The sequence below is a fragment of the Burkholderia sp. TSV86 genome (assembly GCF_001522865.1).
Classification (GTDB): Bacteria; Pseudomonadota; Gammaproteobacteria; order Burkholderiales; family Burkholderiaceae; genus Burkholderia.
On the sequence record NZ_LOWB01000015.1, the window covers coordinates 99394 to 115148 of the forward strand.

The 15755-nt window shown below is 66.5% G+C and carries 14 protein-coding genes; 12 read left to right on the forward strand and 2 right to left on the reverse strand.

Annotated elements, in window-relative coordinates:
* Nucleotides 1–235 precede the first annotated feature (235 nt).
* The 3 genes from WS68_RS01165 to WS68_RS01175 all read left to right on the forward strand — a co-directional run bounded on the left by WS68_RS01165 (nt 236) and on the right by WS68_RS01175 (nt 3205).
* Nucleotides 236–1558 carry a C4-dicarboxylate transporter DctA gene (locus WS68_RS01165; protein ID WP_059569053.1) on the forward strand — a complete coding sequence of 441 codons (1323 nt, stop codon included), beginning with the start codon at nt 236–238 and terminating at the stop codon, nt 1556–1558.
* A 97-nt stretch (nt 1559–1655) separates the two neighbouring features.
* Nucleotides 1656–2666: an allantoicase gene (gene alc / locus WS68_RS01170; RefSeq protein WP_059569054.1), complete on the forward strand. Its 1011-nt coding sequence runs from the start codon at nt 1656–1658 to the stop codon at nt 2664–2666.
* Nucleotides 2667–2677: 11 nt separating this feature from the next.
* Complete coding sequence (locus WS68_RS01175) at nt 2678–3205, forward strand: ureidoglycolate lyase (protein ID WP_059569179.1); 528 nt, start codon at nt 2678–2680, stop codon at nt 3203–3205.
* A 537-nt stretch (nt 3206–3742) separates the two neighbouring features.
* Here WS68_RS01175 and fur read toward each other — a convergent pair.
* The gene (gene fur / locus WS68_RS01180) at nt 3743–4183 is read right to left on the reverse strand and encodes a ferric iron uptake transcriptional regulator (protein WP_059569055.1); all 441 of its coding nucleotides are present in this window, start codon (nt 4181–4183) and stop codon (nt 3743–3745) included.
* Nucleotides 4184–4339: 156 nt separating this feature from the next.
* Between fur and bamE the strand changes: the two genes are divergently transcribed.
* The 9 genes from bamE (at nt 4340) to WS68_RS01230 (ending at nt 14563) form a co-directional block, all read left to right on the forward strand.
* Nucleotides 4340–5152, forward strand: a complete 813-nt coding sequence (bamE, locus tag WS68_RS01185) for an outer membrane protein assembly factor BamE (protein WP_059569056.1) — start codon at nt 4340–4342, stop codon at nt 5150–5152.
* 73 nt (nt 5153–5225) lie between these two features.
* A complete protein-coding gene (dapB, locus tag WS68_RS01190) occupies nt 5226–6023 on the forward strand; it encodes a 4-hydroxy-tetrahydrodipicolinate reductase (protein WP_059569180.1) in 798 nt (265 codons plus the stop codon).
* Nucleotides 6024–6066: 43 nt separating this feature from the next.
* The gene (locus WS68_RS01195; RefSeq protein ID WP_059569181.1) at nt 6067–6768 is read left to right on the forward strand and encodes a MotA/TolQ/ExbB proton channel family protein; all 702 of its coding nucleotides are present in this window, start codon (nt 6067–6069) and stop codon (nt 6766–6768) included.
* A 243-nt stretch (nt 6769–7011) separates the two neighbouring features.
* Nucleotides 7012–7500, forward strand: a complete 489-nt coding sequence (locus WS68_RS01200; RefSeq protein WP_059569182.1) for an ExbD/TolR family protein — start codon at nt 7012–7014, stop codon at nt 7498–7500.
* Between the two features lie 506 nt (nt 7501–8006).
* Nucleotides 8007–10601, forward strand: coding sequence for a leucine--tRNA ligase (gene leuS / locus WS68_RS01205; protein ID WP_059569057.1), 2595 nt, complete (start codon nt 8007–8009; stop codon nt 10599–10601).
* Between the two features lie 61 nt (nt 10602–10662).
* Nucleotides 10663–11214 carry an LPS-assembly lipoprotein LptE gene (locus WS68_RS01210; RefSeq protein ID WP_059569183.1) on the forward strand — a complete coding sequence of 184 codons (552 nt, stop codon included), beginning with the start codon at nt 10663–10665 and terminating at the stop codon, nt 11212–11214.
* Nucleotides 11215–11259: 45 nt separating this feature from the next.
* On the forward strand, nt 11260–12348 hold the full coding sequence (gene holA / locus WS68_RS01215; protein ID WP_059569058.1) for a DNA polymerase III subunit delta: 1089 nt from the start codon (nt 11260–11262) through the stop codon (nt 12346–12348).
* A 486-nt stretch (nt 12349–12834) separates the two neighbouring features.
* Nucleotides 12835–14106 carry a glutamate-5-semialdehyde dehydrogenase gene (locus WS68_RS01225; RefSeq protein WP_059569184.1) on the forward strand — a complete coding sequence of 424 codons (1272 nt, stop codon included), beginning with the start codon at nt 12835–12837 and terminating at the stop codon, nt 14104–14106.
* Between the two features lie 34 nt (nt 14107–14140).
* On the forward strand, nt 14141–14563 hold the full coding sequence (locus WS68_RS01230; RefSeq protein WP_082709743.1) for a CopD family protein: 423 nt from the start codon (nt 14141–14143) through the stop codon (nt 14561–14563).
* A 170-nt stretch (nt 14564–14733) separates the two neighbouring features.
* Here the strand turns inward: WS68_RS01230 and WS68_RS01235 are convergent, their stop codons facing one another.
* Nucleotides 14734–15609: a MurR/RpiR family transcriptional regulator gene (locus tag WS68_RS01235; RefSeq protein WP_059569060.1), complete on the reverse strand. Its 876-nt coding sequence runs from the start codon at nt 15607–15609 to the stop codon at nt 14734–14736.
* Nucleotides 15610–15755: the final 146 nt, after the last annotated feature.

Below are 15755 nucleotides of genomic sequence, written 5' to 3' on the forward strand. Positions count from 1 at the left end.
GTATTGTAAACCGTCGTTCAGGCAATGCGCCGCAGCATCGGGAAAGCGATGATCCGGTGCTTTCCCGATGCTCGTCCGCCCGCCGGCCCCGCGGGAAATCCCTATTTTTGTGTGCTTGACGCGACTATATCGGCTTCCTACTATCGTCGATAACAACACTGGTCGGACCAGTATGAACAGAGGAATCGGCAATCGGTCCGCCACTTATCCGCAACTGCCGTGATGGGAGAGCGCCGTGTCGAAGTTCCTTAATTCGCTGTTTGGCCGGGTGGTCGCCGCGCTGTTGATCGGCGTCGCGCTCGGCGCGTTGTTCCCGCATTTCGCGCAGTCGCTGCGGCCGTTCGGCGACGGATTCCTCAAGCTCATCAAGATGGTGATCGGGCCGATCGTGTTTTGCGTCGTTGTGCACGGCATCGCGAACGCGGGCGATTTGAGGAAAGTCGGCCGCGTCGGGCTGAAAGCCGTCGTCTATTTCGAAGTGATGACGACGCTTGCGCTCGTGATCGGCTTGGTGCTCGCATTCGTGACGAAGCCGGGCGTCGGGATGAACATCGATCTGCACTCGCTCGATTCGGCGTCGCTCGCCGATTATGCGAAGAACGCGCAGAGCCTGAAGGATACGGCGGGCTACCTGTTGAAAATCATTCCCGACACCGCGTTCGATGCGTTCGCCAAGGGCGACATCCTGCAAATCCTGGTGTTCTCGGTGCTGTTCGGCTCGGCGCTCGCGTTGCTCGGCGACAAGGCTAAGCATGTGAACGTGCTGATCGACGAGTTCGCGCACGTGTGCTTTCGCGTGATGAGTTTCATCATCAAACTCGCGCCGCTCGGCGTGCTCGGCGCAATTGCGTTCACGACCGGCAAGTACGGCGTCGCGTCGCTCAAGCAGCTCGGCTTGCTCGTGATCGTGTTCTACGCGAGTTGCGCGGCGTTCGTCGCGATCGTGCTCGGCGCGGTGATGCGGCTCGCGGGCTTCTCGGTATTCAAGCTGATCCGCTATCTGCGCGAGGAACTGCTGATCGTGCTCGGCACCGCGTCGTCCGACGCGGTGCTGCCGCAGGTGATGCGCAAGCTCGAATGGCTGGGCGTCAAGGATTCGACGGTCGGCCTCGTGATCCCGACCGGCTATTCGTTCAACCTCGACGGCTTCTCGATTTACCTGACGCTTGCCGTGCTGTTCATCGCGCAGGCGACCAACACGCCGCTGTCGACGCACGACCTGATCGTCGTGCTTCTCGTGTCGCTGCTCACGTCGAAGGGCGCGCACGGCATTCCCGGCTCGGCGATCGTGATTCTCGCCGCGACGCTGTCGGCGATTCCGGCGCTGCCCGTGCTCGGCCTCGTGCTGATTTTGCCGGTCGACTGGTTTGTCGGCATCGCGCGGGCGTTGACGAATCTGCTCGGCAACTGCGTTGCAACGATCATCGTCGCGGTATGGGAGCACGATATCGACAAGGCGCGCGCCACGCGCGTGTTGAATGACGAACTGCGCTATGTGCCGTCGGGCGACGAACAGCCGGACGGCCCGATCGCGCAGGGCAACGCGCCCGCGCTCTGACGCCGCGCCGCCCGACATGGCGGCGGCGCGCCTCATGGGTTGCGCGCCGCCGCTTCGTTTTGAATGGACAAACAGCCGAACAAAGACAGGAGACGACATGGCCGCCCCGATTCTCGATCCGAACGCGCCCGCTTTCACGCGCCGCTACATGAATCTCGCCGATCCGCGCCTGGGCGCGAAAGCGCTTTTCGCGAGCGACGAATTCTTCGCACCGAAGGAGCGAATGCTCGATCCCGAGCCGGCCGTGTTCATCCCCGGCAAGTATGACGATCACGGCAAATGGATGGATGGCTGGGAGACGCGCCGCAAGCGCACGACGGGCCACGATTTCTGCGTGATCAAGCTCGCGCGGCCGGGCGTCGTGCACGGCGTCGATCTCGATACGAGCTACTTCACCGGCAATTTCCCGCCGGCCGCGTCGATCGAGGCGTGCGTGTCGGACAACGACACACCGTCCGACCATGCCGACTGGCACACGCTCGTACCCGCGACGACGTTGCAGGGCAATCAGCATCACTACGTCGCGGTGAGCGATCCGCGGCCGTACACGCATCTGCGCGTGAATCTGTATCCGGACGGCGGGCTCGCACGGCTGCGCGTGTATGGCCAGCCGCAGCGCGACTGGACGCGCGCGGTGCGCGGCGAACTGGTGGATCTTGCGGCAATCGAGAACGGCGCGTATCTGGTCGCGGCGAACAACGAGCATTTCGGGCCGGCGTCGCGGATGCTGATGCCGGGGCGCGGCGCGAACATGGGCGACGGCTGGGAAACCCGCCGCCGCCGGGAGCCCGGCAACGACTGGGCAATCGTCGCGCTGGCGCGCGCGGGTGTGATTCGCCGGGTCGAAATTGATACGGCGCACTTCAAGGGCAATTTCCCCGACCGCTGTTCGCTGCAGGCGGCGAGCGTCGTGGGCGGCACGGACGCGTCGCTCGTCACGCAGGCAATGTTCTGGCCGACGCTGCTCGACGAGCAGCCGCTCAAGATGGACAGCATTCATACGTTCGACGCGCAGCTCGCGGTGCTCGGCCCCGTCACGCACGTGCGGCTCAACATCCATCCGGACGGTGGCGTATCGCGGCTGCGTATCTGGGGGGAACCGGCATGACGCAGGCGTGCATGGACAGACTGCATACGTTGCGTGTCGAGCCGCTCACGCGCGACGCGTTCGCGCCGTTCGGCGATGTGATCCAACTCGACGGCGCGCGCCGTTTCCTGATCAACGGCGGCACGACCGAGCGCTTTCACGATCTCGCGTCGGTCGACGTTGGCGACGCGCACGGGCGGCCGCTCATCAGCGTGTTCCGCGCACAGCCGCGCGCATGGCCGGTCGAGATCGACATGATGGAGCGCCATCCGCTCGGCAGCCAGGCGTTCATTCCGCTTGCGTCCGTTGTCCGCTATCTGCTCGTGGTCGCGCCGGCTGGCGAATTCGACCCGGCGCGGATGCGCGCGTTTGTTGCGCAGCGCGGGCAGGGCGTCAATTACGCGAAAGGCGTCTGGCACCATCCGCTGCTCGCGCTCGACGCGGTGAGCGATTTCATCGTGGTCGACCGTGGCGGCGAACAGCCGAATTGCGACGAGATTTTGCTTGGCGCCCGGTGGCGGTTGATCGATGACAGCGAACCGATGCGTGTCGTCGCGTAACGCTTGCTTGCCGTCGCGCGCCAGGCGTTGACGGGTGCATCAGCCGGAGCGAGTCCGGCACGGGCCGCGCGGCACGATTTCCGTGCAGCACGGGCCGCACGTCCGGCCGCGGGCTGGCGCTGCGCGTGCGCTCATCCGGCCCCCACGCGCGGCCAGCCGTGGCCGTCGAAAGGCCGAGACCCTTAAGCTGCGCACCGGGCCGGCAGGCGTGAGACGCCGGGAAGCGGCTACCGTGAGCAGGGGGCAGGGGCACGAAATTGAACAGGCTGAACAGGCGCACGGCGCATGCTGCTGCGCTCGCGGGCGGCGGCTGGCCCGGTCCGAGCCGAAATTCGCACGGGGCATCCAACCGGCATGGCGCGGCGCGCGGACAATCCGCAAAAAAGTGCCCAGATCCGGCGGCGGCAAAATCCGCCGATGCACAAACTTCCGCAAGCAGGCCGTGCCCCGTCGAACAAAGGCCCGGCGAGCTTGCGCCTGCCGGGCCTATGCGATCTGCTTGCGCGGAAAAACACGCGCAGCGCGGCCGGTGCCGCGTCAGTGCTTGCCTTCGTGCTTGCGGTGTGGGCAATTTTCCGTTTTGCACGAACCGTACATCGCGAGCGAATGCTCTTGCAGCTTGAAGCCGCGTTCCTTCGCAATCATCTGCTGGCGGCTTTCGATCTCGGCGTCGAAGAATTCCTCGACGCGGCCGCAGTCGAGACAAACCAGGTGATCGTGGTGCGAGCCTTCGTTCAGCTCGAACACGGCCTTGCCGGATTCGAAGTTGCTGCGCGACAGCAGGCCCGCCTGCTCGAACTGGGTGAGCACGCGGTAGACGGTCGCAAGGCCGATGTCGAGTTCCTCATGCAGCAGGTTGCGATAGACGTCTTCGGCCGTCAGATGGCGCACCGGGCTCTGCTGGAAAATTTCGAGAATTTTGAGGCGCGGTAGGGTGGCCTTGAGCCCGATATTCTTGAGATCGGTCGGATTGGTCATGGCTAGGCGTCCCTAGAGTACAATGCTGAGCTTCAATAGTACCGGCTTTTTGCCATTTAGGTCACCTTCGACATCTATTCGCGCGCGGCCTGCGCCATGGCCGGCACGGTGAGGGAAATGATTCCAAGATCTCTTTTGCAACTTCAGAGGAGCCGCATGCGAAGCGCTGTCATCGCTGCTGCCGCCGTCGCCGGATTGGCTGCCTGCTCGTCTTATGACAGCTTGACGCAACGGGTCGCGCAAAGCATCACACCGTATCGGATTACCGTCGTCCAGGGTAATTTCGTGTCGCAGGAAATGGCGTCGCAACTGCAGGCCGGCATGTCGCGTGACCAGGTGCGCGCGTTGCTCGGCACGCCGCTGCTGACCGACGTGTTCCACGCGGATCGCTGGGACTACTTGTTCTATTTCAAGCGCGGCTCGACCTCGGTCGTCCAGCAGCGCGACCTCGTGCTGAATTTCGCGAACGATCGGCTCGTGAGCTGGACCGGCGCGGATAATCTGCCGTCCGAACTTGACCTGCTTGCCGATATCGACGGCGACAGGCGCGGCAAGAAGGCGAAAAAGGCGGCGCAGGCCGCAGCTAGCTCGGCCGAGGCCGCGTCGCAGGCCGCCGCTGCGGCCACCGCCTCGGCCGCTGCCGCCGTGCCGGCCCCGGAGCCGGCTGCGGACGCCGCGCCGGCGCATGCCGATGCGGGCACGGCGGCCGGGCAGCCGGCGCTGGACAGCGGCGCGAACGAACAGGCCGCGCGCGCGGCAAACCGGGCGACCGCGCAGGTGTCCGGCCAGGGCGGCGCGTCCGTGCGGTTCCGTCCGTCCGCACAGGCGGCGCCGAGCGCGCCGACGCCTGGGGGCCAGCCGCCCGGCGCGAGCCCTGCGATCCAGCCGCAGTTCCAGTTCCACCGTCCGCCGCAGCGGCCCGCGCCGGGCGCGGGCGACGCCGTCGGCCCGCAGGAAACGGGCAACTGAGCCGGCCTTTCCAGTCAAACAGGGCGGCGTGCGCCGCCCGTTCTTTATTCGTAGCAGGTAGCGCATGTCGTCCATGAAGATTGCGATTGCAGGCGCATCGGGCCGGATGGGCCGGATGCTGATCGAAGCGGTGCTCGACGCGCCCGACGCGACGCTCGTCGGCGCGCTCGATCGCGTGGGCTCCGAGCAGCTCGGCCAGGACGCGGGCGCGTTTCTCGGCAAGCAAACCGGGGTGACGCTCACCGACGATATCGAGCGCGTTTTCGTCGACGCCGATTATCTGATCGACTTCACCCGCCCGGAAGGCACGCTCGCGCATGTCGAGGCGGCGCTGCGCCACCGCGTGAAGCTCGTGATCGGCACCACGGGTTTCAGCGAACCGCAGAAGGCGCAGCTTCGCGCGGCGGGCGAGCGGATCGCCGTGATGTTTTCGGCGAACATGAGCGTCGGCGTGAATGTCACGCTGAAGCTGCTCGAGTTCGCGGCGAAGCACTTCTCGCACGGCTACGACATCGAGATCGTCGAGGCGCATCATCGGCACAAGGTCGATGCGCCGTCCGGCACCGCGCTGATGATGGGCGAGGCGGTGGCGGGCGCGCTCGGGCGCTCGCTGGCCGATTGCGCGGTGTACGGCCGCCACGGCGTGACGGGCGAGCGCGATCCGTCGACGATCGGCTTCTCGGCGATTCGCGGCGGCGATATCGTCGGTGACCACACGGTGCTGTTCGCCGGCACCGGCGAGCGCATCGAGATCACGCACAAATCGGCGAGCCGGGTTTCCTATGCGCAGGGCGCGCTGCGCGCCGCGCGCTTCCTCGCCGGCCATGACGCCGGTTTCTTCGATATGCAGGACGTGCTCGGCCTGCGCTGAGCGCCTGCCGTAAGCACCGCCCGTACCGAGCGCATCGATGGCGATCTCCACTCCGACCGGCATCCTGCACTACCTTGAAAGCGGCGACGCCGTCACGCATGCGGTTGCTTACGTGCTGCTCGCGATGTCGATTGCGAGCTGGTGTTTTCTGCTCGTGAAGGCGTGGCTGCTGGTGCGCGCGAAACGTCAGGCGCCCGCCGCGCTCGCCGCGTTCTGGCGGGCGGCGACGCTCGATGAGGGGGTAGCCGCGCTGCGCGCGGCCGACAAGGAGCGCGTGTTCGTGCCGCTTGCGCAGGCCGCGCGCGATGCCGACGCCATCCCGGATACCGGGCCGCGCACGCTTGCCGCCCGCGTCGAGCGCGGCGAGCGGATATTGCGCTCGTTGCGTGCCGCGTTGCGCACGTCGCAGCGGCGGCTCGAATTCGGCCAGGTGCTGCTCGCGTCGATCGGCAGCACGGCGCCGTTCGTCGGTCTGCTCGGCACGGTCTGGGGGATCTATCACGCGCTCGGCAGCATCGCGGCGAGCGGGCAGGCGCAGATCGAGAACGTGGCCGGCCCAGTGGGCGAGGCGCTCATCATGACGGCGTTCGGCCTTGTCGTCGCGATTCCGGCGGTGCTTGCGTACAACATTCTCGGCCGGCTCGTGCGGCAACTCGTCGAGGAGCTGGACGGCTTCGCGCGCGATCTGCATGTGTTCGTTTGCGGCGAATCGGCTGGGCAGCCGGTTGCGCGACGGGCTTCGTAGCCTTTGTTTCGCAGTCTGCCGCTGCCTCTTTCGCAGCCGGTTCCGTAGCAGGCTTTTACACGGCCGGGTGCGGCGGATTCCGCCAGCTGCGTTCGGTTGCGCCGATAGGCGCGCGCAGGGCGGCTGCGGCAAAGGGGCGCGAGGCGCGCGGCGACGGTGTCGGTCGCCGCGATTCGCCGGCGCGGCATGGCGCAACAGGCATTCAACGCATTTCACGCATTCGATCCGGCAACGGAGGGCAATATGGCGTTCGGCGGACTCGACCATCAGCAGACCTCGCAACCGATGGCGGACATCAACATGACGCCGCTCATCGACGTGATGCTCGTTCTGCTTGTCATCTTCATCATCACCGCGCCGCTTCTCACGCACGCGATCCGGCTCGATTTGCCGAAAGTCGCGGCGGCGCCCGCGCGCGATACGCCGCAAACCATCACGCTGTCGATCGACGCGGCGGGCAGGCTGTACTGGAACGACGAGCCGATCGCGTTCGGCGCGCTGGCCGCGCGCTTGCGCGACGCGGCGTCGGGCGGCAAGGACCCGCAGCTGCATCTGCGCGCCGCGCGTGACACCCGCTACGATGCGATCGCGCAGGTGATGGGTGCCGCGCAGCAGGCGGGCATCGCGCGCATCGGCTTCGTGACCGATTCGCCCAAGCCGGACGGGGCGCCGGCCGCGGGGCAGCCTGCGAGGCCAGCGGCGGAGCCGGCCGCGCTTGCGGTGCCGCACTGAGTCGGATTGCGGTTTGCCGTGCGCCCCGGCGCCGGGTGCGGCGGCGTTGCCTGACGGGGCGTGCCGTTCGCGAGCGTGTCCGCGCAGCTTCTCTCTCGGCGGCGACTCCGGCTGCTTTGCTGACCACGGCGGGTGTTGGCTTTGACTTCGGCGTTGGTTTCCGTATCGGTATTAGCATCTGCTCCGGCTCCGGCTCCGGCTCCGGCTCCGGCTCCGGCTCCGGCGTGGACTTCGCCCCCGTCCACCACTTCCACTGCCGTCTCATTTACGCCCGCAGCCAGCGCCATAAAATGCGCTCCGCGCGCCGAAACCTTTCCCGCTCACCGTCGCTCACCGTTCAAATGCGCACGGGTGCGCGACAGCGGCATGAGTCGCCGTGACGGACGGTATAATCGATCTTTTCTCCGCGCCGCCGGCGACGCGGGAATGCGCGATTGCCGATCCGCTCGAACGCGCTTGCCCAATCCGCCGCTGCGTGCTGCTCCAAAGCCCAGCCCGATCACACCATGCACGAAAGATACGTACCCGCCGACGTCGAAGCTGCCGCCCAAGGCGATTGGCGTGCCGCCGACGCCTACCGCGCGACGGAAGACGCGCAACGCAAGAAGTTCTATTGCGTGTCGATGCTGCCTTATCCGTCCGGCAAGCTGCATATGGGCCACGTGCGCAACTACACGATCAACGACGTGATGTACCGCTATCTGCGGATGAACGGCTACAACGTGCTGATGCCGATGGGATGGGACGCGTTCGGGATGCCCGCCGAGAACGCCGCGATGGCCAACGGCGTGCCGCCCGCGCAGTGGACTTACGACAACATCGCGTACATGAAGAAGCAGATGCAGTCGATGGGCCTCGCGATCGACTGGTCACGCGAAGTCACGACCTGCAAGCCTGACTACTACAAGTGGAACCAGTGGCTGTTTCTGAAGATGCTCGAGAAGGGCATCGTCTACAAGAAGACGGGCACCGTGAACTGGGACCCGGTCGATCAGACCGTGCTCGCGAACGAGCAGGTGATCGACGGCCGCGGCTGGCGCTCGGGCGCGCTCGTCGAAAAGCGCGAGATCCCGATGTACTACATGCGGATCACGCAATACGCCGACGAACTGCTGAGCGACCTCGACAGCCTCGGCTGGCCGGAGCGCGTGAAGGTGATGCAGCAGAACTGGATCGGCAAGAGCTTCGGCGTGAACTTCGGCTTCCCATACGAACTCGATGGCGAAAAGAAGCTGCTGCGCGTATTCACGACCCGCGCGGATACGATCATGGGCGTGACGTTCTGCGCGATCGCGGCCGAGCACCCGCTCGCCGCGCGGCTCGCGCAGGCTCAGCCGGAGCTGCTGGCGTTCATCGACGAATGCAAGCGCGGTGGCGTCGCCGAGGCCGATATCGCGACGATGGAGAAAAAGGGCGTCGCGACGGGCTTTTCCGTATCGCATCCGCTGACGGGCGAGCCCGTCGAAGTGTGGATCGGCAACTACGTGCTGATGAACTACGGCGAAGGCGCGGTGATGGGCGTGCCCGCGCACGACGAGCGCGATTTCGCGTTCGCGAAGAAATACGGCCTGCCGCTCAAGCAGGTGATCGCGGTCGAAGGCGAGACGTACTCGACCGACGCGTGGCAGGAATGGTACGGCGACAAAACATGCGGCACCTGCGTGAACAGCGGCAAGTACGACGGCCTCGGGTACGAGGCCGCGCTCGACGCGGTCGCCGCTGATCTGCGCGCGGGCGGCTTCGGCGACAAGCAGGTGACGTGGCGCTTGCGCGACTGGGGCATTTCGCGCCAGCGTTACTGGGGCACGCCGATTCCGATCATCCGCTGTCCGTCGTGCGGCGACGTGCCGGTGCCCGAAGCGGATTTGCCGGTCGTATTGCCCGAGGACCTGGTGCCGGACGGCAGCGGCAATCCGCTCGCGAAGTCCGATGCGTTCCTGAACTGCGTGTGCCCGAAGTGCGGCGCGGCGGCCAAGCGCGAAACCGACACGATGGATACGTTCGTCGATTCGTCGTGGTACTTCTCGCGCTACGCGGCGCCGGACGCGACGTCGATGGTCGACGCGCGCACCGATTACTGGATGCCGATGGATCAGTACATCGGCGGCATCGAGCACGCGATTCTGCACCTGCTGTACTCGCGCTTCTGGGCGAAGGTGATGCGCGATCTCGGCCTTGTGTCGTTTGGCGAGCCGGCGAAGAACCTGCTCACGCAAGGCATGGTGCTCAACGAGACTTTCTACCGCGAGGACGCGTCCGGCAAGAAGACCTGGTACAACCCGGCCGACGTCACCGTGTCGTATGACGACAAGGGGCGGCCCGTCGGCGCGGTGCTGCAATCCGATGGCCAGCCGGTCGTGCTCGGCGGCATCGAGAAGATGTCGAAGTCGAAGAACAACGGCGTCGATCCGCAGGTGCTGATCGATCAGTACGGCGCCGACACCGCGCGCCTGTTCACGATGTTCGCCGCGCCGCCCGAGCAGCAGCTCGAGTGGTCGGGCGCGGGCGTCGAGGGGGCGAGCCGCTTTCTGCGCCGCGTGTGGAGCTTCGGTTACGCGAACCGCGACGCGCTTGCCGCGCGCGCGACGTTCGACGCCGCCCAACTGGCTGACACCGACAAAACGCTGCGCCGCGAGATCCACGGCGTGCTGAAGCAAGCCGATTTCGACTACCAGCGCTTGCAGTACAACACGGTCGTGTCGGCGGCGATGAAGATGCTGAACGCGCTCGAAGGCGCGAAGGGTGCCGCGCCCGGCGTGGTGCGCGAAAGCTACGGCGTGCTGTTGCGCGTGCTGTATCCGGTCGTGCCGCATGTCACGTATCGGCTGTGGCAAACGCTCGGCTACGCGGACGAATTTGGCGGGCTGCTCGACGCGCCGTGGCCGAAGGTCGACGAAGCCGCGCTCGAGCAGGCCGAGATCGAACTGGTGCTGCAGGTCAACGGCAAGGTGCGCGGCGCGATCAAGATTGCGAAGGACGCGAGCCGCGACGCGATCGAGGCGGCGGCGCTCGCCGACGAGACATTCGCGAAGTTCGCCGAAGGCAAGCCGGCCAAAAAGGTGATTGTCGTGCCCGGGCGTCTGGTCAACGTCGTCGTCTGACGGCGCCCGGTGTCGGTCCGGTGTCGTTTAGCGGCGCATGGTGAATCAGCAAGGAGCGAAGGTGATCCGCAGATCGTTTTTGATGCTCGTGGGCAGCGCGGTGTTGTTGTCGGCGTGCGGTTTCAAGTTGCGCGGGCAGCAGGACTATGCGTTCAAGCGCCTGTACATCGTGGGCGGGCCGCCCGCCGCGGCGGCGCGGCTCACGCGTCTCGTCGAGGGAGGCAGCGACACGAAGATCGTCAAGTCGCCTGACGACGCCGACGCGGTGCTGAACCTCGCCGAAGCGCAGAGCCAGGGCACGCTCACGCTCGACCGTTACGGCGTGGTACAGGAGTATCAGCTCAACTACACGCTCAACTACACGCTTTTGGGCAAGGACGGCACGGCGCTGATTCCGCCGAGCGTCATCGCGCTGAACCGCGCGATGACGTACAGCCCGCAATATACGAACGCGAAGTCGCAGGAAGCCGAGATCTTGTACGCGGACATGCGCAACGATGCGATCGACCAACTGATGCGGCGTCTGGCGATCGTGCGCACGCTGAATCCGGAGCCGGGTCAGGGCGTGCCGGCCGTCTGGCCGCGCGCGCCGCTGCCGCCGCCGCCGCTGTGATCGGCCGCGTTCGCCGTTTCGTTTTCATCGATAGGCGCGTAACCGATGCAATTGCGACTTGACGCATTAGAGCCGCATCTGGCGAAAGGGCTCGCCGGCTTGTACGCCGTGTACGGCGACGAGCCGCTGCTCGTGCAGGAGGCCTGCGACCGGATTCGCGCGGCCGCGCGCGCGGCGGGCTTCGTCGAGCGTTCGGTGCATACCGTCGAGCGGGGCTTTGACTGGAGCGTGCTGATCGGCGCGAGCCAGGCGATGTCGCTGTTCGGCGACCGGCAGCTCGTCGAGCTGCGGATTCCGTCCGGCAAGCCGGGCAAGGACGGCGCCGATGCGCTGAAAACGCTCGCCGGCGCGCACAATCCCGATACGCTGATGCTCGTTACGCTGCCGCGGCTCGATGCGGCGACGCAGAAATCCGCGTGGTTCACCGCGCTCGCGAATGCGGGCGTTGCGATCAAGATCGATCCGGTCGATCGCGCGCAATTGCCGAAATGGATTGGCGAGCGGCTCGCACTGCAAGGTCAGCGGGTCGCGGCGGGCGACGACGGGCGGCGCGCGCTCGCATTCGTTGCCGAGCGTGTCGAAGGCAACCTGCTGGCCGCGCATCAGGAAATCCAGAAGCTCGGTTTGCTTTATCCGGCGGGCGTGCTCACGTTCGAGCAGATCCATGACGCGGTGCTGAACGTCGCGCGCTATGACGTATTCAAGCTCAACGAGGCGATGCTCGCGGGCGACGCCGCGCGGCTCGCGCGGATGATCGACGGCCTGAAGGGAGAGGGCGAGGCGCTGGTGCTCGTGTTATGGGCGCTCGTCGACGAGTTGCGCACGCTGCTCCGGATCAAGCGCGGCGTCGCGGCCGGCAAGCCGCTCGCGACGCTCGTGCGCGAGAATCGCGTCTGGGGGCCGCGCGAGCGGCTCGTCGGGCCGGCGCTGGCGCGCGTGTCCGAGGCGGCGCTCGAGCAGGCGCTCGCGTTTGCCGCGCGGCTCGACCGGCAGGTCAAGGGGCTTGCCGCGGTGCCGCGCGGCCGCGCGCATGGCGAGCCGCCGCCTGACCCCTGGGACGGGCTGTTCCAGCTTGCGATGACGGTGGCGCGCGCGGGCGGGCCCGGTGGCGATACGCCGCGCCGGGCCGGCTGAGCGGGCTTGCGCGCGGGCGCTTACAATCGAGCGATCGCGGCGAGCGTGACAGTAGCGGCGCGCGGCACATGGATGAACATTGTGCGGGGCGGCGGGAGTGCGTCTGGCGCGGCACGGGATGGATGTTGGTGCGCCATCCCGCTTCGGCGCGATCGCGCGATATGGCTGGTTCGGCGCCGGTCGCGCGGCAATCCGTGCGTCGATCTGGCGGCGCGGCGCGTTGGCAAGCGCCGGCGGAACGGCCTTTTGCGCTGGCTCATTTCGCAGCGGCGGCGGACGCCGGTCCGGCACCGATGACGCGGCATCGCGCGCAGCGATCCGGCGGCGCGACGTGACGCAACAGTACAGGCCATCGGCGTGCCCGTTCATCGCCGGGGTGAGCTGCGGTTCGCGCGCGAGCCGCGGCATTCAGCGTTTCACGCCACATGGTTTTTCCGACAATGTTTTTGCCGCTCGATACGGGCGGCTTGCATGGCGAGTCTCATGATGGATATCGATCAGTACATGACGGACGTCGGCCGCCGCGCGCGGCACGCATCGCGCGCGATCGCGCGCGCGTCCACCGCCGCGAAGAACGCCGCGCTCGAAGCTGTCGCGCGGGCGATCGAGCGCGACGCCGATGCGCTGAAGGCGGCCAATGCGCGCGACGTCGCGCGTGCGAAGGACAAGGGGCTCGACGCCGCGTTCGTCGATCGCCTGACGCTGTCCGACAAGGCGCTGAAGACGATGACAGAAGGGCTGCGCCAGGTCTCGGCGCTGCCCGACCCGATCGGCGAGATCAGCAACCTCAAGTATCGTCCGAGCGGGATTCAGGTCGGTCAGATGCGCGTGCCGCTCGGCGTGATCGGGATCATCTACGAGTCGCGGCCGAACGTGACGATCGACGCGGCCGCGCTGTGCCTGAAGTCCGGCAACGCGACGATCCTGCGCGGCGGCTCGGAGGCGCTCGAATCGAACACGGCGCTCGCGCGGCTGATCGGCGAGGGGCTCGATGCGGCGGGGCTGCCGCGCGACGCGGTGCAGGTCGTCGAGACGGCCGACCGCGCGGCGGTCGGCAAGCTGATCACGATGACCGAATACGTCGACGTGATCGTGCCGCGCGGCGGCAAGAGCTTGATCGAACGGCTGATCAACGAGGCGCGCGTGCCGATGATCAAGCATCTCGACGGCATCTGCCATGTGTACGTCGACGATCGCGCCGATCCGGGTAAGGCGCTGAGCGTTTGCGACAACGCGAAAACGCACCGCTACGGCACCTGCAACACGATGGAGACGCTGCTCGTCGCGCGCGGCATTGCGTCGGCCGTGCTGCCGCCGCTTGGCCGGCTGTATCGCGACAAGGGCGTCGAGCTGCGAGTCGATGCGTCCGCGCGTGCGGTGCTCGCTGATGCGGGCGTCGCGCCGCTCGTCGATGCGACCGAAGAGGACTGGCGCACCGAATATCTCGCGCCCGTGCTCGCGATCAAGATCGTCGACGATCTCGACGCCGCGATCGAGCACATCAATACATACGGTTCCGCGCACACCGACGCGATCGTCACCGAGGATCACGATCGCGCGATGCGTTTCTTGCGAGAGGTGGATTCGGCGAGCGTGATCGTCAACGCGTCGACGCGCTTTGCCGACGGCTTCGAATTCGGCCTGGGCGCCGAGATCGGCATCTCCAACGACAAGCTACACGCGCGCGGCCCGGTGGGGCTCGAGGGGCTGACGTCGATGAAATACATCGTGCTCGGGCACGGCGAAGGGCGTCAGTAACGCAAGCAGGCGCAAACGGGAACGCAAAAGATTGATGGCAATGCTTTGGGTCAAGACCTTTCATATCGTGCTGATCGCAGCGTGGTTCGCGGGGCTCTTCTATTTGCCCCGGATCTACGTGAACCTGGCGCTCGAGACCGATCCCGCCGCCGTGCGCCGCCTGCTCGTGATGGCGCGCAAGCTGTTTCGCTTCATGACCTTCATCGCGGTGCCGGCGCTCGCGTGCGGCCTGTGGCTGTGGCTCGTGATCGGCATCGGTCAGGGGCAGGGCTGGATTCACGCGAAAGTCGGCGTCGTGCTGCTGCTGATCGTCTATCACGCGTATTGCGGGCATTTATTGAAAGTCTTCGAGCGCGGCGAGAACCGGCGCTCGGACAAGTGGTATCGCTTCTTCAACGAACTGCCGGTGCTGGCGATGCTGGCGGCTGTCGCGCTCGTCGTGATCAAGCCGTTCTGAACTGAAGGCGCGCGGGCGGTTGCGCCGCGATGAGCGTGCCGGCAAGCCCCGGCCTTGAACTGCGTCCCAAAAGGTGGACATCGATCCAATCCTCGGGACGCAGTTCAAGGCCGGGGCTTTTTCGTTGCCGGTGATCGGCCGCTTTCGCGCCGGTTCGCGCTTTTGTGCCGCTATAGCGGCTCGTGGGCCGTATCCTTCGGCGCCTTCGGCTCCATCCCGATGCGCCGCCGCGTGATTGCCTCCTTCGCGCGGCCGAGCCGGTCGACGAGATCGGGCCCGCGATTGAGCGCGACGCCGACCGCGAGAATGTCGCCGATCGCGAGATGCGACATGCGCGAGGTCATCGGCGAGAACACGTCGGTTTCCTCGGCGACGTTCGACGCCAGACTGACCGTCGACAGTTGCGCGAGCGGCGAATGGCTATGCGTGATCGACACGACGTTGGCGCCGCATGCGCGCGCGGCACGCGCGGCGTCGACGATGTCGCGCGTGCGCCCGGTGTTCGAGATCGCGACGACGACGTCTTTCGCGCCGAGCAGCGCGGCCGACATCGAGAACGTGTGCGGGTCCGAGTACGCGACGCTGGGCACGCCGAGCCGGAAGAATTTGTGCTGGATGTCCTGCGCAGCGATGCCCGAGCCGCCCGCGCCGTAGAATTCGATGCGCGACGCGCGCGACAGCAGCTCGATCGCGTCGGCGACGCTGGTTGCCGACAGGCTGTTGCGCACCTCGATCAGCGCGCCGATGGTCCGGTCGAACACTTTGCCGATGATGCCGGGCGCGGGCTCGTCGGGCTCGACGTCGCGGTAGACGGACGCCACACCCGGCGCGATGCTTTGCGCGAGCCGGATCTTGAATTCGCGAAAGCCGCTGCAGCCGAGCGCCTGGCAGAAGCGCGCGATCGTCGGCTGACTCGCGCCCGCGCGCGCGGCGAGCTCGGTCATCGACAAATCGAGCACTTCGCGCGGCGCGGCGAGCACATAGTCGGCGAGCTTGCGCTCGGACGGGCGGAGTTGGGCGCGAATCGCCTCGATTCTGGGGAGCATGGCGTGAAAGGGCGCGGAAGTGGATCGAATGGACGCTAGTATTGCGGCGATATTGTAGAAAATCTACAGAAATTTTCTAGCGTCCGGCGCGATAAGGGCGATTGGCTGATTAGGGTTAACACTGAGCCAATATCCCTAATTTACAG